We start from the raw sequence: 18,694 nt of genomic DNA on the forward strand, positions 1-18,694 counted from the left end.
TCGAGTCAGAGGTATCAGGGTGTGTCGACGGCGTGACAGGCGAAGGAACGGCCGTGCGGGTCGCGCCGCAGCAGAGGGACCTCGTGGACGCATCGATCGAAGGCCAGGGGACAGCGGGTACGGAACCGGCAACCGGAGGGTGGGTCCAGCGGGCTCGGGATCTCACCGGCGAGGGGAGTGTGCTGCCGGCGGCGCTCCGCGAGAGGGTCGGGGTCTGGCACCGCTGCCAACAGCGCCCGCGTGTAGGGGTGTTGCGGGTGATTGAAAACCGCGTCGTAACGACCGATCTCCGCGAGGCGGCCGAGATACAGCACGGCGACCTCGTCGGCGATGTGCTGCACCACGGACAGGTCGTGCGAGATGAACAGGTATGTCAGCCCGTGCTCACGTTGCAGCTCTAGGAGCAGGTTGAGGATCTGCGCCTGAATGGACACATCGAGGGCAGAGATGGGCTCGTCGCACACGATGAGCTCTGGCCTGGTCGCCAGTGCACGAGCGATACCGATTCGCTGACGCTGACCACCGGAGAACTCGTGCGGGTAGCGCTCGGCGAACCGCGCAGGGAGCCCGACCATGTCCAGCAATCGTTCGGCCTCCGCGCGTCTCTGTGAACGGGGGACGAGCTTGTGAATCCGGAGCGGAGCCTCGAGCGTCTCGGCCACCGTCATCCGAGGGTTCAGGGATGCGTACGGGTCCTGAAAGACCAGTTGCATCGAGCGCCGCATGGAGCGCAGCTCCTGCGCCTTCATGGCTACAAGTTCCCGGCCATTGAACTTCACGCTGCCGCTCGTCGGACGGACGAGCTGCAACACGCTGCGGCCGAGAGTGCTCTTGCCCGAGCCGGACTCGCCCACGAGTCCGAAGGTCATGCCGCGCCGGATTGTGAAGGAGACGCCGTCAACCGCTCGCACGACCCCACCAGGTACCCGGAAGTGCGTCTCAAGGTCGTTGACCTGGAGAAGGGGTGCGCTCATTAGAGGTCCTTTCCGGAGGGCATGGTGACCTGTGGCTGTACCCAGCAGGCGGCCCGGTCACCTCGCTGCGACACCGCCAGCGGAGGCATTTCAGTACGGCAGTGAGCGATCACGAAGGAGCACCGGTCGGCGAAGGGGCAGCCGGCCTTCACGTCGCGAGGATCAGGCGGTGCGCCGGGGATGGCTGGAAGCGCCGACTGGTGAGGGAAGTGTGGAGCGGGGATCGACTCAAGGAGGCCGATCGTGTAGGGGTGGCGCGGGGCGCGATAGATGGACTCGGACGTGGCGCTCTCCACTACGCGGCCGGCGTACATCACCGCCACACGGTCAGCGACGCCGGCGAGCAGGGCGAGGTCGTGAGTGATCCAGATCACAGCGGTGCCGAACTGGTCCTGAAGGTCCTTGACGAGTTCGACCACCTGTGACTGCACTGTCACGTCGAGCGCCGTCGTGGGCTCGTCGGCGATGAGCAACTTGGGCCGAGCGGCCACCGCCATCGCGATCATTACGCGTTGACGCATGCCGCCCGAGAACTCATGGGGATAACGCCTGGCGCGCGCTGCGGGATCGGGGATGCCGACCCGGTCAAGAAGCTCGACCGCCTGCCTCGAAGCGTCCTGCCGAGACACGCCGCCCTGGGCCATGACCGACTCGCGCAACTGGGCGCCCACCCGCATCACAGGGTTGAGTGATGTCATCGGGTCCTGGAAGACCATCTTCATCAAGGTGGCACGTAGGCGGCGACGCTCGCCCTTGGTCATAGCGAACAGATCGCGACCTTCGAAAATGGCGGTGCCCTCGTCCACCCGCGCGACTGGCGGTAGGAGATCGAGCACAGCTAGCCCGGACATGCTCTTGCCTGAACCGGACTCGCCCACAACGCCGAGCGTCTCGCCCGCATCGAGAGCCAGCTCGACGTCCTGCACCACGGTCGTTCGAGATCTCTTCGACCCGACGCTGATCCTCAGGCCGGTGACTTCGAGTAGTGCACTCATGCTTCTGTCACGTCCTTCCGAAGTGCGGGGTGCGGCGCAGCCGCCCCACCCCGCACCAAGGGATCTAGTTCACCAAGCGCCCGGCCTGCATCACGTGATGGACGGAACGCAGAGCAGAGGGATCGGTCAAAGGGTCACCGTCGATCGCGACGAGGTCGGCGATCTTCCCCACTTCGATTGAGCCCAGCTCCGACTGCTGACGGATGACCTTCGCGCCGTTGAGCGTGAGGCAGCGAATGGCTTCGAGGGGATTCCACCCCGCCTCCACGAGCGCCGACATCTCGATGTCCATCCGCGCGTGCGCGGTGTCGCAGCCGACAGCAACGGTCACACCCGCCTCGTGCGCCCAGGCCAGCATCCTGGCGCTCGCAGCGAGCGACCCGCTGATCTTCTCGCGGTAGTGATCCGGCATGTCCGGCGTCTCGGCGACCGCCCGAGCGACCGACTCCGTGCTGATGAGGACGGTGTCAGACCGGGCGATTAGCTCGACTTGCTCCCTGGTCAGAAGCACGCCGTGCTCGATGGTGTCGACACCGTGCCGCACCGCGACTGTCACGCCGCTCCCGCCGTGAGCATGAGCGGCGATCGGACGCAGTGCCCTGTGTGCCTCGTCGATCGCTGCCGCGATCTCCTCGTCGGTGAACTCCTGGACAATTGGTGATGACCCTGCCGTCGACATCCCGCCCGACGCCATGACCTTGATCTGGTCTGCACCCTTCTTGAGCTGCTCACGGACGGCTCTGCGTACGTCGTCGACTCCGTCCGCCTCTCGACCGAGAAAGTGCGCGTGGCCGCCGGTTCTCATGATCGGCTCAGCGGCGACGAACAGCCGGGGACCGGGGATCTCCCCCGCTGCGATCGCACGCCGCAGTTCCAGGTCAACACCGTGAGGAGCGCCGAGGTACCGCAGCGTTGTAATGCCGGCGTCCAGCACGACCTTGGCGTTGGCCACGGCCTTCATCGCCATGTAGCTGACGGGCTCCCTCGACTGCGCCTCCTCGTCGCCGACATCGAGATCGAGGTGGTCGTGGCAGTCGATCAGCCCGGGGATCACCGTAAGGTCGCCGCAGTCGAGGTCGACCGGCTCGCTGGATTCGGCGGCAGGCCGGATCGCCGAGATCCGGTCGTCGACCACCGTGATGATCATATCCGTGAGGGGCTCGGCACCGGTGCCGTCGATGAGGGTTCCGGCCTTGATAGTCATCACGGTCACTGCTCGGCGCTCCCGACCTCGGTGGTGACGATGTACTCGTCCATGCGGAGGTGGAATCCGGTGAGTCCCTGGGAGACCGCTGTGATCGCTGGCTCCCAGTACAAGGGCACGACGGGCAGGTCCTCGTAGACGATCTCCTGGATCTCCGCATAAGCGGCGGCAGCCTCGTCGTCGTCGAGCATCGCGGCGGTGGCGTCGATCTTGGCCGAGAGGTCCTCGTCGCAGTAGTAATTCCGCCCCAGCTCGCAGCCGAAGAGCCCGTTGTAGAACGACGTGGGGTAGAGGGTGAAGTCGGTCGTCCCGAGGAAGTAGAAGTCGAAGGCATCCGTGCCCTTGGCCGTCTGGCCGCTGTACTCGGACCAGGGCAGTGCGGTGAACTCCACATTGACGCCGGCCTGCTCGAGCATCCCGGCGACCGCCTCGCCCGCCTGGGCGTCCATCTGGTAGCGGCCCTGTGGGGCGCCGACCCGGATCACTGAGCCGTCGTAGCCCGACGCCTCGATCAGCGCGGCCGCCTCGTCCAAGTCGTACGGATACGGCTGCAGATCATCGTTGTGGCCGACCGTCCCTGGTGGCGACACGGAGTTGGCGGGCTCGGTCGTCCCTCCGAGCAGATCCTCCACGATGCTCTCTCGGTCGATGGCGAGCGACAGCCCCCGGCGGAAGTCAGGGTTCTGCATCCACTCGTTTGTCAGAAGCGGGACCATCATGATGACCCGCATCGTGCTGGCAGTGGCGACCTCGATGTCCGAGTTCGACTCGAGCGTGGGCAGCTGGTCCGGTGGGATGTTCTCGGCGATCTGGACCTCACCCGCCTGAATGGCGGCGATACGCGCCGACGACTCGGGCATGACCCGCCAGTCGATCGTCTCGGGGCCGGTCTGGTCGCCCCAGTACTCGGGGTACTGCTCGATGACGACTTGGTTGTTCGGGGTGTAGGAGACGAACTGGTACGGCCCTGTGCCCGTCGGGTTGAGCGTGAACTCTTCGCCGAACTCCTCGACCGCCTGCGGAGAGACGATCGGGACCTGGACAAGCGAGTTGAGCAGGCCACGTGCCGGAGCGACCGTGCGGATCACCAACGTGAGGTCGTCCTCCGCCTCGACGGACTCGATCGTCGACGTCCAGACTTTCAGCGGGGTAGCCAGATCCGGATCCATGATCGACTCGATGGTGAACTTCGCGGCCTCCGCGGTGAAGGGCTCTCCGTTGTGGAAGGTCACGCCCTCACGCAGGTGGAAGACCCATGTCGTGTCGTCGCGGTTCTCCCAGGTCTCCGCGAGCAGGCCTGTGATCTCGACATTGCCCTCGCCGTCGTCGGTGCGTTCGACGAGCGGCTCGTAGATGTGGGCGTTGATGGAGTAGCCCTGGCCGACCCAGGTCAGACGAGGGTCGAGGTTCACGGGGTCCGCGCCGATTGCCACGGAGAGCGCCTCCAAGGCGCCCGGAACCGAGCTTTCGTCCCGCTCGCTCGCCGGGGAGCCCGATGAACAGGCTGCCAGCGCCAACGCAACTGCGCCGGCGAGGAACGTGGCCAGGTGCCGCCTTCCTCGCTTCGTCGTCGAATGCATGTCTTCTCCTCTGAGGCCTCGATGGGTGGGTGGGGGGGGAGGTGGGGGCGTCAGGCCCCGGCGGTGGCGGGTCCGTTGACCACTGGCTCACGCGTCAGGTGCTGATCGGAGAGTCGCTCGGAACTGCGCGGTTGCGAGACGGGGTAGAGCTGGCCGTACCGGTAGACAGCGCGGACGTCGGAGTACGACGAGGCGCTGGCCAAAGGGTCACTGCCGAGGACGACTAGGTCGGCGTGCTTGCCAACCTCGACGGTGCCCTGCACGTCGTCCGTGCGGCACAACCGCGCGCCCTCGAGAGTGAGTGATCGGAGCACCTCTAACGGCGCAAACCCCGCCTCGAGGAGTGCGTCTGCCTCGACCGCGACCTTCCCGTGGTTGCCGTCGCAGCCGATCGCGACCTTGACACCACGTGCGCGCGCCTCACGGAGCATCTGGATGCGACGGGCCAGCGCTCGCTGAGCCTTGACGCGATAGAACTCCGGTGCGGTGGGATCGTCCGCCACCGCACGGCCGATGCCAACTGTGCTGACGAGCCACATGCCCGCCTCGGCGATCTGGTCGAGCTGCTCCGTGGTCAGGAATGCGCCGTGTTCGATGCTGCGGAACCCGGCTTTGATGGCCGTGTCAACGGCCGGCCCACCGTGCAGGTGCCCGGTGACGTCGAGGCCCGCACGAGCGGCCTCGTCACCGACGGCAAGCAACTCCGCATCCGTGAACTCCTGCACCATGGGGTCGCTGCCCGGCGTGGAGTTGCCCCCGGATGCCATGACCTTGATCCATCTCGCGCCGGTCGCCAGGTGCTGCCGGACCGCGCGCCGCACGGCATCCTCGCCGTCCGCGACCGTGCCCATGAAGTGGGCGTGGCCACCGGTCCGCGTGATCGGTGCGACGGCTGGGATAATTCGCGGCCCCGGGATCTTTCCCTCGTCGATCGCCCGCTTGGCCTTGATGTCCATCGCGTCGGCATCACCCAGCGTGCGGACAGTGGTGATCCCGGCCTCGATGATCGTTCGGGCGACGACCGTGGCGGTTACGGCCTGGCGAGCGAACGGACGCAACGCCTGCTCCACCTCGTCGCCGCCACTGATGGTCAAGTGGTCGTGACAGTCGACGAACCCTGGGACGACGACTAGCGTGGAGGCGTCGTGGACGGGAACTCCGGAGCCCGACCAGTCCGCCGCGGGCGAGACCGCGGTAATGGTGCCGTCCTGCACCTCGATGATGTGATCCGGTAGAGCCCCCGCTACGGGGTCGATCACGGTGCCGGCATGGAGCGCGAAGTGCATTAGCGCCGTCCTTTCTTCTGGGTTGGGTCGAGGGCGTCACGCAGCCCGTCGCCGAGGAGGTTGAAACTCAGTGCGGTGATGACCAGAGCGACGCCAGGCAGTGCGGCGATCCACCACGCGGTGATGACGTAGTCGCGGCCGTCGGACAGCATCGACCCCCAGGTGGGGAGGTCAGCAGGGACGCCGAGGCCCAGGTAGCTCAGAGACGCTTCGGCGATCACCATCGCCGCCGCTTCATAGGACGCGAGCACGAGGAACGGCGACATGACGTTCGGGATGATGTCGCGCGCGATGATCGTCGATGACCGCCCGCCGACGGCGCGCGACGCCTCGACGAAGTCCCGGCCCATCAGCCCCAGGCTCGTCGCTCGAACGACTTTCGCGTACGACACCCAACTCGTCAGAGCCAACACGACGATGACGTTGATCAGGCCAGGTCCGAGTATCGCTGCGATCACCATCGCGAGCAGGAGGAACGGGAATGCCAGCTGCACGTCGAGGATGCGCTGCAACAAGGCGTCCAACCAACCTGCGCGGTACCCGCTGATGACGCCGACGAGAAGCCCGAGCCCACCGCCAAGCACGACGGCCGCGACCGCCACGATGAGGGAGACTCGCGTGCCGTGAATGAGCAGCGTGAGCATGTCGCGGCCGAGCTGGTCGGTGCCTGCGAGAAAAAAGCGTCCGTTGTCTCCGGTGGAACCCGGCGGCAGCAAACGGTTGCCGAGATCCTGGGGAGCGTCACGGAGTGGCGCGATGATGTCGGCGGTCAGCGCTAGGAACGCCAGGGCGACCAGGATGATGGAGGCCGCGCCTGCGAGCGGACGGCTGAAGAAAGCGCGGAGGACTCTCACGATGCACGCCCTCGCAGTTTGATCCGCGGGTCGAGGACGCCGTAAAGCAGGTCCAGCAGCAGGTTGACGAGGATGAAGATCGCCGCCGACAAGAGGATGACGACCTGCACCACCGGGTAGTCGCGGCTGCTGATCGCGCTCACCAGCAGTGAGCCGATGCCCGGCCAGCCGAATACGGCCTCGGTCACCACGGCACCGCCAAGAAGCGCACCGAGCTGGAGGCCGAGCATGGTGATAACCGGAAGGACCGCATTCCTCAACCCATGAGCGAAGATGACCCGGTTCTCGCCGATGCCCTTGGAGCGTGCGGTGCGTAGGTAGTCCTGGGAGACGACGTCCAGGACGCTGGAGCGCGTCAGGCGGCTAATGAGGGCGATCTGGGCGAAGGCCAGCGTCAGGGTCGGCAGCACGAGGTTGTCGATGCCGCCGTAGCCGGAGGTCGGCAGCCACCCGGTCCGCGCCGCGACGAAGACGATGAGCATGATCCCGATCCAGAAGGTCGGCATTGACTGGCCGAGTACGGCCAGCACGCTGACGACCCCGTCAACCCAGGTACCGCGACGGAGCGCAGCCAAGGTGCCCAGGGGCACCGCGACCAGAACCGTAAGCAACAAGGCGGCGCAAGCGAGCTGCAAGGTCGCAGGAAGGTACTCGAGCACGACCACCAGTGCCGGGCGGTGGCGGGCGAGCGACTCACCGAAATCGCCGGTGAGAACCTGTCCAATGAACGCGAGGAACTGCACGGGGAGTGGCTCGTTCAGACCCATGCTCTCGCGGAGATCGTCGATCTGCTCGGGTGTGCCGAACTCGGAGAGCATCAAGGCTGCCGGGTCGCCGGGAAGGACTCGCAGGAGGAAGAAGGCGACCATCAGGACACCGAAAAGGGCGATGGCCGCTTGGCCAACCCGTCGGGCGATGAACGCGGGCATCGTCAGCTCACCGGCTTCTCGCTGTTGTTCGCGCGCTTGCGAACCGGCGTGCTGTAGTAGAACGAGTCGTAGATCTGCTCGAGGTCAGCGAGGTTCGCGGCCTGCCGGTCAGCGTCGCCGAGCGTTGCCACGAGCAGCAGGAGCACATTGACGACCGCCACCATGCTGACGTGGCTGAGGTAGAAACTCGGTCCGCCGACCTGGGCGTAGAAGACGTAATCTGCGTAGCGCACCAGCGGAGACTCGAAGGAGTCTGTGACGACGATGACCTTCGCGCCGCGCTCACGGGCGAACTTGACCTGTGCGACCGTGTCACGGTTGTAGTGGCGCAAGATGAAGGCCAGCACCACGTCCCGCTCATCGAGCACCCGCAACTGGTCGAAGACGTCCGAGTTGGTGTTCTCGAAGTGGCGCGTGTTGGCCAACACAGCGTTCAGGTAGATGGTCGCGATGCTCGCCGGCCCGCGTGACGTCCGCGAGCCGATGACCGCGACCTGGCGGGCGGCGTTGAGCAGCCGCGCGGCGGCCTCGGCATCTTCTGCGTCGATTCCCTGAATGGTCTTGGTGAGGTTGGCCGCGTCCGAGTCCATCGAGTGCTGTATGCGGCGATCGATGCTGGTCGTGCGGTCCTCCGTTGTCCCCTGGTAGAGCCCGAGGATGCCCATGTCCTCCATCACGAGGGTTCGTATGGCGTCCTGTAGTTCCGGGTATCCGCGAAGTCCCAGTTCCTTCGCGAAGCGAACGACGACGGATTCGCTCACGTGGGCAGCGGCCGCGAGCTCCGCTGCGTTGAGGAAGGCCGAGTAGCGCCAGTTGGCCAGGATGAAGTCACCGACGGCCCGCTTCGCCGCGCTCATGGACGCGGACATCTCGCGGATGTCGTCGAGGACAGAACGGTTCATAGAGGGCATGTCGCAAGAATTCTTGTGAGTTGGTCAGAGGGAGACGGAGAACTTGCGGCAGACCGTACGGGACGCCTGCATGGTTTGGCAATGACTTCGACAACTAGAAACAAGGCGTTTACATACGAAGCCTCTCGGGCGTCCACAGGGAGGTCACGGGCGCAGACCACCGGGGCCCTCCGCGCGCTCCAACCCACCGGACTGAGACCGCCCTTTGTCCGGTAAGCGCCCCTGGCCTCTCGTGAGCGCGTTGTTGAGGCGGGGCTGGTCGGGCGGCCTACCCATCGCGCGGAGGATGGGCGAGCGTTCCCCGCTGTCCGACCTGGAGAGGCTGACGGGCGGGTCCGGGTCCGTCATCACCCGCACGGGTAGTTCGCGAACCCGGAGATACGGGAACGCAGCGGGGGGGCGGTGGCCCAGCCTGTGACGAGCCAGGCCCTGGCGGTGAGCAGGGCGCTAGGTCCTATGGGGCGCGTCGACGTGCGGGTCGCCTCAGGGGCGGCCGACCAGGGCGGGCCGCGGCGTACCGGGTGCCGTCTCCCTGTGGGTGGGGCGGTCGTGCGAGGACCGGGTGGCGGAGGCCGGCGTCGAGCTGGTCGGCGGGGTCCACCAGGTGACGACCGCGGACGAGCGGTGGACCGGCGTGGAGGTCGTGCGCGGGTAGCGCCCGATGGCGGCTGAGCCGGTGAGGCTCAGCCGCCGTAGACGATCTCCACGCGGCGGTTGGCGGCGTAGGTGGCCGGGTCGTCGGGGTTCTCCGGGCCGACGGGCTCGGTGTCCGCGAAGCCGGCGACCTCGAGCACGAGGTCGGGCCGCTCGGCGGCGATGACGTCGGCGACGGCCTGCGCGCGGTTGCGCGAGAGCTCGTCGTTGGGGATGGGGCCGACGAGGGAGTCGGTGTGGCCGTGCACCTGGACGGCCGCGCCGTCGGGGACGTCCGCGAGGAGCTGGCCGATGCGCGGGGCGGCGCTGGCCGGCAGCTCGTAGCTCTGCGAGGCGAAGAGGATGTCGGTCGCGAGCGAGATGGTCGTCTCCGCGCCCTCGGTCGCGACGGTCTCGAGGGTGCGCACGCTGCCCTCGGTGGACCAGACCTGGACCGACGCGGCGAGCTGCTGCGGGGTGGGCGCCGGCAGGTCCTCGGGGGAGTCCACGGCGGCAGCCGGGGCGGCGGTGGTGAGGGCGAGCGCGCCGGCGGCGAGCACGACGGCGGCGGTCCGGCCGCGACGGGGGCTGCGGGCGCTCACGGGACCGGGATGTCCGTGTACTCGGGGAGGGAGTCGCGCAGCCGCAGGTCGAAGGTGTCGATGTCGTCCTCGGGGGCCGCGTAGACGCCCCACCACACCACCGACTCGCCGTTGACGGCCTCGAGCTGCGAGCTTTGCGCCGTCCAGTCGATGCCCGTGTCGCTGATGGGGGAGTACTCCTTGAGGTTCTCCCGGTCCACGAGTACCGGACGGAACTTGAAGAGGTTGTCCGGGTACATGTCGAACACGGCGACGGGCTCGTTGTCACCGACCGAGGCGAAGTTCGGGGTGAAGACGAGGCGCAGGGTCATGACGTCGCCCTCCACCTCGAGGGGCAGGACGCCGACCGTCACCTCGTCCTCGGTGCCGGGCAGGGTGTAGGTGACCTCGTCGACGATGTCGTCCGTGGCGGCGTCGCCGGTGGCGGTGTCGTCGGGCTTGGGGGTGTCGGTCGCCCCCTCGCTCGCCGTCTCCGCGGGGCTGGTCTGCCCCGTCGTCGGAGCCTCGTCGGGGGTGTCGTCCGCGCTGCATCCGGCCAGCGCGAGGGCGAGCACAGCGGCGCTCACCGGGAGTCTCCATCGCATCGGTGTTGCGGCCCTTTCCCTCGTTGGTCGCGCACAAGTTAGCAGCACGCGTCGCCGTAGGGGTGCTGATGATCACATTCTGCGGAGGTAGCCGGGCGTCGGCCGACGATTGCGGCCAGAGCCGACCCTCGCCGATGCATCGCCTCGAGCCACGCGTCGCCTGCCACCACCCCGCTCCAGCAGCGACAGGACACCGAGGAAGGAGCGCCTACCCTGGCGGGGTGGCTGACACGTGGACCGGGCCGGTGCCCGCCTGGGACGAACCGCCGCCCGACGACCTCGGCGCGTGGGGCGATCCGCCGCCGGAGGACCTGAGCCCGTGGGATCTCCACGACCCCGAGGTCGTGGCGGCCTTCGCCACCGACGAGGGCGCCGCCGCACCGTTGGCGGCCGTGCAGGCGGCGCGCGCCTCCGCGGGCTCGCCGCTCGACGCCCTCACGAGCGTGTGGGGCTACGACGCCTTCCGGGGTGAGCAGGCCGAGATCATCGAGACCGTCGCCCGTGGCGACGACGCGCTCGTCCTCATGCCCACCGGCGGCGGCAAGAGCCTGTGCTACCAGATACCCGCGCTGGTCCGTGAGGGCACCGGCATCGTCGTGAGCCCGCTCATCGCCCTCATGCACGACCAGGTCGACGCCCTCGAGCAGCTCGGTGTGCGCGCCGCGTTCCTCAACTCGACCCAGCAGCTCGACGAGCGCCGCGACGTCGAGCGCCGGCTCCTCGCCGGGGAGCTCGACCTCCTCTACCTCGCCCCGGAGCGGCTCCCGGCCGCCGCGGACCTCCTCGACCGCGCCCGCATCGCGCTCTTCGCCATCGACGAGGCGCACTGCGTCGCCCAGTGGGGCCACGACTTCCGCCCCGACTACCTGCGGCTGTCGATGCTGCACGAGCGCTGGCCCGACGTCCCGCGCGTCGCCCTCACAGCGACCGCCACGGCGGAGACCCGCGAGGAGATCGTCCGCAACCTGGGGCTCGGCGACGCCCGCGTCTTCGTCTCGAGCTTCGACCGGCCCAACATCCAGTACCGGATCGCGCCCAAGCAGGACGCGAAGAACCAGCTCCTGCAGATCATCGAGGCGGAGCACCCCGGCGAGGCCGGCATCGTCTACTGCCTCAGCCGCGCGTCCGTCGAGAAGACCGCCGACTGGCTCGCCGGCAAGGGCATCACCGCGCTGCCGTACCACGCGGGCCTGCCGGCGCAGACGCGCTCGCGCAACCAGGCGCGGTTCCTGCGCGAGGACGGCATCGTCATGGTCGCCACCATCGCGTTCGGGATGGGCATCGACAAGCCTGACGTCAGGTTCGTCGCCCACCTCGACCTCCCGAAGAGCGTGGAGGGCTACTACCAGGAGACCGGTCGCGCCGGCCGCGACGGGCTGCCGTCGACGGCGTGGCTCGCCTACGGCCTGCAGGACGTCGTGCAGCAGCGCCGCATGATCGCCGACGGCGAGGGGGACGCCCAGCGCAAGCGCGCCCAGTCCCTCCACCTCGACGCGATGCTCGCGCTGTGCGAGACGGTCCAGTGCCGCCGCCAGCAGCTCCTCGGCTACTTCGGCGAGCCGAGCGGCCCGTGCGGCAACTGCGACACCTGCCTCAACCCCCCGGAGGCCTTCGACGGCACAGTTCCGGCGCAGAAGCTCATGTCGACGATCCTGCGGCTCAAGCGGGAGCGCGGCCAGCAGTTCGGCGCCGGCCACCTCGTCGACATCCTCCTCGGCCGCGAGACCGAGCGGACCCTGCGCTCCCGGCACTCCGAGCTCAGCACGTTCGGCATCGGCACCGAGCTTGGTGACCAGGAATGGCGGGGCGTCATCCGACAGCTGCTCGCCCAGGGGCTCCTCGAGGTGCAGGGGGGGTACGGCGTCCTCGCCCTCACCGACGCCGCCGGAGCCGTCCTCCGCGGCGAGCAGGAGGTCCGGCTGCGCCGCGAGCCCGAGCGGGTCCGCGCCGCCCGCAAGCCGCGCGGCGCCAAGGCCGCCCCGGCCGACCTCGACGAGCCGCAGCAGGACCTGTTCCAGCGGCTGCGCGCCTGGCGCGCCGGCGTCGCCAAGGAGCAGGGCGTGCCCGCCTACGTCGTGTTCAACGACGCCACCCTCGCCGCCATCGCGCAGGCGCGGCCCGGCTCGACGACGGAGCTGCGGGCGATCTCCGGCGTCGGCAACGCGAAGCTCGAGCGCTACGGCGCGGCCGTACTCGAGGTGGTCGGCGCGGGGGACTGAGCGGGTCGGCTTTCGGCCTGGCTGGCGTGAGCCAGGCGCTCCGGAGGACGCCAGGACGGCATCGACGCTCCCTGCAGTTCCCCCGAGCCCGGGAGCTGACACGTTCGCTCAGAAGATCATCTCTAGCATTCAGAGCCAGGCCCGGCTCGTCGCGGAGTACACCGGTGCGCCGCCGCGCGGGCACACCCGCCTCACGCACGGGGAGTCCCGCCACAGCCTCGCGGGACGGCCGCCCCGGCGTCCCGCGGCGACGGCGTGGCGCGTTAGCGGCGCGCCGCGCTTCTAATGCATCAAGACCCCGAGTGGGATTCTAAGCGATATAGCGGGTATGAACGGCGTGTCGCACAATGTCATGGATTGTCTCTCTGACCTGGGCAGACACCCCGTTTTCGGCGCTCTGATGATCCCCGAGTTACGTGCCATGTATCGTTCGCTGCGACACGTGTGCGACACGTATGCGACACGGCGGGGACCGAGATGGCGGGCAAGCGGGCGGGTTTGGACAGGTCACCAAGCTGCCCTCGGGTCGGTACCGGGCCCGCTACCAGGTGCCGGACGCCTTCCCCCGGCAGTACGTCAACGGGCCGACGACGTTCGCGCGCAAGGTCGACGCCCAGGACTGGCTCGCGGCTCAACGCACGCTGATCGTCCAAGGTCTTCTCCGGCCGGCGACCGTCGCATCCCGGGTGACTCTCGCCGAGTACGCCGAGCGCTGGCTCGTCAGCAGGCGCAACTCCAAGGGCGAACCGCTGCGCCCCACGACCGCGCACGTCTACCGCCACTACCTCGACCGGCGCATCCTCCCGGCGCTCGGGCCAAGACCGATGCCGCAGATCACGCGGGAGGTGGTCGAACGGTGGTTCGCCGGCCTCCTGCCAGATCGCCCCACGCTCCGTGAACGCACGTACGCGCTCCTGAAGACGATGTTCAACAGCGCCGTCGACGACGGCTTGGTCCCGACAAATCCGTGCAGGATCCGAGGAGGCAGCGGCAGTCGGGCTGTCGTCCAGCCGGTCGTCCTCAACCCGGCCGAGGTCCGCGCCCTTGCCGAGGAGATGCCGGACCACCTGCGGTTGAGCATCTACCTCGGCGCCTGGTGCCAGCTCCGCTCCGGCGAGCTCCTCGAGCTGAGACGCGGCGACATCGACGATAGATCGGTCCGGATCAGCCGGGGAGTGACGTGGGTCAACTCCCAGCCGATCGTCGGACCACCAAAGACGGATGCCGGCGTTCGTGCCGTGGCCATCCCTCCGCACATCCGACCCGCCATCGACGAGCACCTCGCTACCTATGCGAACTCGGGCAGCCACGGGCTGCTCTTCCCCGCGCGCCCAGGAATCGACCGGCAGATCTACAGCCCCACCTTCGCCGACACGTTCAAGCGAGCTGCGCTACGCGCCGGGCTCCCCGGGTCGCTCCGGTCCCACCACCTGCGGCACACCGGCCTGACGATCCTGGCGCAGGCGGGCGCAACGCTGGCCGAACTCCAGGCTCGGGCCGGACACGCCACACCCGGAACCGCGATGCGCTACCAGCACGCTGTCGCTGCGCGTGACGAGCAGATGGCGGACGCGCTCTCAGCTCTTGCCGAGGCGTAGTACGTCGTCCGGGGACCCGGTCTGGGTCCCCGGACCGTCGCAGTCGCGGGGAGCCAGTTCGACGTGTCCGCCCATCTGTCGAATGTCTGGTGCTGTACGCGGAGCTCGCGGCGTGCAGCAAATGCTTGGGATTGCGACGCCCGCAGACCTACGAATGCGGCGGGGGACACTGGTGTACTGGTAAGCAGCACGAGGACCGGACCGCCAGCGGCCGGAGTTCGCTTGAGGAACGGCAAGCCATGTTGATCATTGGATCGTCAATCCAGGTGTTAGTCCTCTCCGGCGGCGCTGGGATCAGCCGGACTCAAAGAGCACAGCGGCCGAGTCGCCAACGGCTCCCGAGGGAACGTGAGGCGCAGTAGGTTCGAGCCACTGCGCTGACGCGACCTTGGGGGGACCATGCAAATCCTGTACGTCACCGATTTTGTCGTCACGCCCGCCGATGGAGTCAGTCTGCAGGCAGCGGTCGATGCCACCGTCGCGGTGTTGAGCAAGTGGGCCGGTGACTACGACGCGCCCATCAACGCTTCGGACCTGTTTGAGGGCGGGTACCGCGACCTGAAGGCGACGCACGGGGCGTTGAGGAAGTACGCCAAGTGGAGCCACCTGGAGTCGCCCACCGGCGACTGGGTGACCCGACTCGACGTCGTGACGATCGAGAATCACGGCAGCCAGTTCACCGCGCGCGTCACCATAGGGATGCTCAGTGGGGTGCTGCGACTTCGCCTCGGTCTTGCCCGCGAGGTGGACGCCGCCGGGCTGAGCCCGGTCGCAGAGCCGGAGGTACGACAGCCACGGGTTCTCCTTGATCTAGTCGAGCACAGCGACCTCCGCGTCTCGAGCGACGGACAAGTGGTCGACGGACAGTATCTTCAGGCGCGCGGTATCGATAACGCCGCCCTTGTCGCGGAGGTCCTCCACGCACAGCATCGGTTGCCAGTCCTACTCGTCCACTCACGCACCAAGGAGGCGCACCAGGCGATTCGAAGAGCGGCGTCTGGCTCGATCGGTCTGGTTCGCATCGTGACTGTGGACCTACCGACGGCCCGTCAGCTACTCGCGCTCGAACCGCGCGCGCGCGTGCCCTATGCGGGCGGGTTGCTGGTGTGGTCGGATCTGGCGGTACCCGCCACCGCGGTCGGCGAGGACATCGTCAACTCGCGCGACTACGACGCCCTGCGCAAAGCTGTCATCGAACACATCGCGCCGCTGTCCGTGCTGACTCGCGGCAGCGACGACGTCTATCGCACAGTCCGGGAGGCTGCGCGCGTGTCGCGTGCAGACCTGGCTGCGGCCCGCACTGCCGCGGCTGTCGAGTCCGGTAACTACAGCGCGATCATCGAGGCACTGACTCACGAGCGCGACCAGTTGGGTTTGGACCTGAACGATGCCATGGATGCATGGAGCGAGAGCGACGCGCGCGCCCGGGAGCTCGCGAGCGAGGCCGCTCGATGGAAGGCGACCGCAGAGCAGCTGAGAATCGCGCAGAAGTACGTCGGCGCTGCCGTCATCGATGAGGCGGAGGGGCCGACGTTCGAGAACGCCCCTGAGCTCTCAACCGGCGACCCTGACTCCCTGGCGTCCCTTGCAAGTCACCTAGAAAGGGCCGCGGAAGAAAGAATTGTGTTTACCGATACGGTGCGCTCCACATGGAAGAAAGCTGACCGGTATCCTACGCCGGAGGCAATGCGGGTGGCGATGGTAAAACTCGCGCAGGTTGCTCGCGATCTCTACGATGGGCAAGATCGCACCATGGGACACACCGACAACTGGGTCCGGGAAAACTACGACCTCAAGGTGTCACTCCAAGACGATAAGATGCCTAAAGGGTTTCGTTCGTTTACGTTTGAGGGCGAAGCGCATGATCGAACGCCTCACGTAAAAGTGAATGACGGCGTTCCGCCGCACGAGTGCGGCCGGATCTACTTCGCGTTCGATCCGAAGAACGACCGCATGATCGTCGATCACGTTGGCTTGCACTACTAGTCGGTACCTTCATGGGGACCGATGGCTGCGCTGGCTCGATTCCGGAAGCTGATCCGCTACGGAGGCAGTGCTTGGATCAGAGACTGCGCCCCCGGTGGCTCTCGGGCTCGATCCGTGTTGCTCACTCGCGCGGCTCATCTGGAGGCGTCGGCGGAAGTGCGACGACCCCATCAGTGGCATCGTCGCGGCCTCCCGGAATTGACGGCCCTGAGATCCCGACGAAGTCGACGCTCGCCGATGCCTCCGAACAGGCTCGTACGACTCGCCGCTGGAGTACGCGTGGGGTACCACTTCAGACCCAGCGTTCCACGCCTCGCGCCTGGCGGCAGGGCCTCCGCTCGCCTGCATAGGCAACGTTCCGTCCGGACCGCTGGCGGCCACAGCGCGCCGAGCGGCGGGACGGGGCACGGCTGCGGGACTGGGTGCTCACCTCGACAGTCACTCGCCGCCGACTTACGCGTGTTGTCAGAGCGGCGCCCGCGCGCCGGTCTGCTCGCAGTGCCACGCGCAACTCTCATCAGATCGGGATTCACGCTGACAAGTGCAAGCAAAAGCACATGCTGGCTGCAGGCGAGTGCGATGCTATTGGCGACGTCAGCTCAGCTACTCGCGGTATGGGCGTCGCCCGTGGCAGAACCAGGGGTCGCGGGGCAAGTGCGAATCGCAAGCTCGTCGACCTCAACCGAGATGGCCTTGCGCAACCGAGGACCGAAGGATCGCGTGAATGGACATCTTGTCGGTCAACCCAGGTCACGACGGTGCCATCGCTCACTTGAGTGAGGGTCGTCTCGTCTCATCCGTCGAGGCGGAGAAGGATTCGAACTACCGATACACCCCGATTGGCAGCCAGGACCTGCTGGCAGCGTTCGGCCGGCTCGACCGCGTGCCCGACGTGGTATGCACCGGCGGTTGGTGGCCGCGCGAGGCACGTCCGACGGGACCGCCGGTTCACGTCGGATACCGCGGCATCGACTCGGACACCATCACGGTAGAGCGCCGACGTTTGCTCGGGCATACAGTCCCGTTCTTTTCGTCCTCGCACGAGCGATCGCACCTGCTGTGTGGGTTTGGCATGTCGCCATTTCCACAAGGCTCGTCCTGTTACGTGTTGGTCTGGGAAGGAGCAATTGGCGCATTCTACGAGATTGACCAAGATGTGAGAATTACGCGAATTGCGGACGTAATGAACCAGCCCGGAAATCGGTACGCATCGATCTATGGTTTAGCAGATCCGACATTCCCCAAGAATGCGCCTTTCTCCCGGTTCTCGGACGCGGGAAAGCTGATGGCGCTCGCCTCGTTCTCGCACCGGTCCGCCGCCACGTCCGAGGAGGAGGAGTTAATGAATTTTCTCCTTCGCTCCGAGGATCTGCGGCTCGACATGTATGACGAGCTTGAGTCGTCGGTGTATCACAACGTGGGCGTCGACGATGTTGAGTTCCGAAATTTTGCGGGCATCTATAGTGATAGGATTTTCGACGTTTTCTATGAGTTCGCGAAGGCGAACCTTCGTGAGGGCGTGCCCCTGGTGATCGCAGGCGGCTGTGGTTTGAACTGCGATTGGAATACCAGGTGGCGGGACACGGGTTACTTCTCGGACGTCTTTGTGCCCCCCGTCGCCAACGACTCTGGGTCGGCGATCGGGACCGCGATCGATGCTCAGCTCTACTTCACCGGTGATGCGAAGATCGAGTGGGACGTGTACTCGGGCATGGCGTTCGTGGCTGACTCTGCATTCGTGTCGGAGCGCTATGACATCCGTGCCGCCACCTGCGCCGACGTCGCTGCCATGCTGAACAGTGGACTGGTCCTCGGCTGGGTTAGTGGGAGGTACGAGATCGGGCCACGAGCTTTGGGAAATCGATCTATCCTTGCCGCACCCTTCGATGATGCAACGAGGGTTCGTCTGAACCACATCAAGCAGCGCGAACAGTTTCGACCGATTGCGCCCGTCTGCCTTGAAGAGGATGCGGCACGGTGGTTTGGCTGCGATCGCGCAAGCCCGTATATGCTTTATACCTATCGAGCCCGCACCGAAGCCTTGGCAGCGGTGACACACGTCAACGGAACCGCTCGCATCCAGACAGTGACCTCAAGCACGAACACCGCTCTCCACGACCTGCTCGTTGCCTTCAAACAGCTCACCGGATACGGGGTCCTCTGCAACACATCGCTGAACTTCAACGGGAAGGGATTCATTAACAACTTGACCGATCTCGACAACTACACCTGGGATCACGGACTAGACGGCTTCGTGGTTGATGGTCGGGCTTACCTCTGTAGAGATTCAGAGCGTCGTTCGATATTCCAAACGGAGCGAGGTTGAGGAGTGTGGAGAC

Annotated in this window: 14 protein-coding genes; 4 read left to right on the forward strand and 10 right to left on the reverse strand. The window is 66.8% G+C overall.

Going from position 1 to position 18,694, the window contains the following annotated elements; all coding sequences use genetic code 11:
- Positions 1–14: 14 nt before the first annotated feature.
- The 10 genes from EBO36_RS06160 to EBO36_RS15280 all read right to left on the reverse strand — a co-directional run bounded on the left by EBO36_RS06160 (position 15) and on the right by EBO36_RS15280 (position 10,534).
- Positions 15–974 (reverse strand): ABC transporter ATP-binding protein, encoded by a 960-nt coding sequence (locus EBO36_RS06160; RefSeq protein ID WP_122823838.1) that lies wholly within the window; start codon positions 972–974, stop codon positions 15–17.
- Positions 974–1,969 carry an ABC transporter ATP-binding protein gene (locus tag EBO36_RS06165; protein ID WP_122823839.1) on the reverse strand — a complete coding sequence of 332 codons (996 nt, stop codon included), beginning with the start codon at positions 1,967–1,969 and terminating at the stop codon, positions 974–976. Before EBO36_RS06165 ends, EBO36_RS06160 begins: the two co-directional genes overlap by 1 nt.
- Before the next feature lie 64 nt (positions 1,970–2,033).
- Positions 2,034–3,173, reverse strand: a complete 1,140-nt coding sequence (locus tag EBO36_RS06170; protein ID WP_244925404.1) for a metal-dependent hydrolase family protein — start codon at positions 3,171–3,173, stop codon at positions 2,034–2,036.
- A gap of 5 nt (positions 3,174–3,178) precedes the next feature.
- Entirely contained in the window at positions 3,179–4,753 is a 1,575-nt protein-coding gene (locus EBO36_RS06175; RefSeq protein ID WP_122823841.1) for an ABC transporter substrate-binding protein, read from the reverse strand.
- Positions 4,754–4,803: 50 nt separating this feature from the next.
- Positions 4,804–6,039 (reverse strand): metal-dependent hydrolase family protein, encoded by a 1,236-nt coding sequence (locus EBO36_RS06180; RefSeq protein ID WP_122823842.1) that lies wholly within the window; start codon positions 6,037–6,039, stop codon positions 4,804–4,806.
- Complete coding sequence (locus EBO36_RS06185) at positions 6,039–6,893, reverse strand: ABC transporter permease (RefSeq protein ID WP_222928781.1); 855 nt, start codon at positions 6,891–6,893, stop codon at positions 6,039–6,041. Before EBO36_RS06185 ends, EBO36_RS06180 begins: the two co-directional genes overlap by 1 nt.
- On the reverse strand, positions 6,890–7,822 hold the full coding sequence (locus EBO36_RS06190; RefSeq protein ID WP_122823843.1) for an ABC transporter permease: 933 nt from the start codon (positions 7,820–7,822) through the stop codon (positions 6,890–6,892). The genes EBO36_RS06185 and EBO36_RS06190 overlap by 4 nt, the downstream gene beginning before the upstream one ends.
- Positions 7,823–7,824: 2 nt before the next feature.
- The gene (locus tag EBO36_RS06195; protein WP_164471375.1) at positions 7,825–8,724 is read right to left on the reverse strand and encodes a MurR/RpiR family transcriptional regulator; all 900 of its coding nucleotides are present in this window, start codon (positions 8,722–8,724) and stop codon (positions 7,825–7,827) included.
- 692 nt (positions 8,725–9,416) lie between these two features.
- Positions 9,417–9,968: an OmpA family protein gene (locus EBO36_RS06200; protein WP_164471376.1), complete on the reverse strand. Its 552-nt coding sequence runs from the start codon at positions 9,966–9,968 to the stop codon at positions 9,417–9,419.
- Positions 9,965–10,534 carry a hypothetical protein gene (locus EBO36_RS15280; protein ID WP_164471377.1) on the reverse strand — a complete coding sequence of 190 codons (570 nt, stop codon included), beginning with the start codon at positions 10,532–10,534 and terminating at the stop codon, positions 9,965–9,967. Before EBO36_RS15280 ends, EBO36_RS06200 begins: the two co-directional genes overlap by 4 nt.
- 152 nt (positions 10,535–10,686) lie before the next feature.
- On the opposite strand from EBO36_RS15280, the gene recQ reads away from it, so the two are divergent.
- The 4 genes from recQ (at position 10,687) to EBO36_RS06220 (ending at position 18,681) form a co-directional block, all read left to right on the forward strand.
- Positions 10,687–12,771: a DNA helicase RecQ gene (gene recQ, locus EBO36_RS06205; RefSeq protein WP_465253909.1), complete on the forward strand. Its 2,085-nt coding sequence runs from the start codon at positions 10,687–10,689 to the stop codon at positions 12,769–12,771.
- Between the two features lie 455 nt (positions 12,772–13,226).
- A complete protein-coding gene (locus tag EBO36_RS06210; RefSeq protein ID WP_122823846.1) occupies positions 13,227–14,369 on the forward strand; it encodes a tyrosine-type recombinase/integrase in 1,143 nt (380 codons plus the stop codon).
- A 399-nt stretch (positions 14,370–14,768) separates the two neighbouring features.
- Positions 14,769–16,355 carry a hypothetical protein gene (locus tag EBO36_RS06215; protein WP_122823847.1) on the forward strand — a complete coding sequence of 529 codons (1,587 nt, stop codon included), beginning with the start codon at positions 14,769–14,771 and terminating at the stop codon, positions 16,353–16,355.
- Between the two features lie 724 nt (positions 16,356–17,079).
- Positions 17,080–18,681 (forward strand): carbamoyltransferase C-terminal domain-containing protein, encoded by a 1,602-nt coding sequence (locus EBO36_RS06220; protein WP_122823848.1) that lies wholly within the window; start codon positions 17,080–17,082, stop codon positions 18,679–18,681.
- The last annotated feature ends 13 nt before the right edge of the window (positions 18,682–18,694 follow it).

Origin of the sequence: Georgenia faecalis, from assembly GCF_003710105.1 — a bacterium.
Taxonomy (GTDB): Bacteria; Actinomycetota; Actinomycetes; order Actinomycetales; family Actinomycetaceae; genus Georgenia_A; species Georgenia_A faecalis.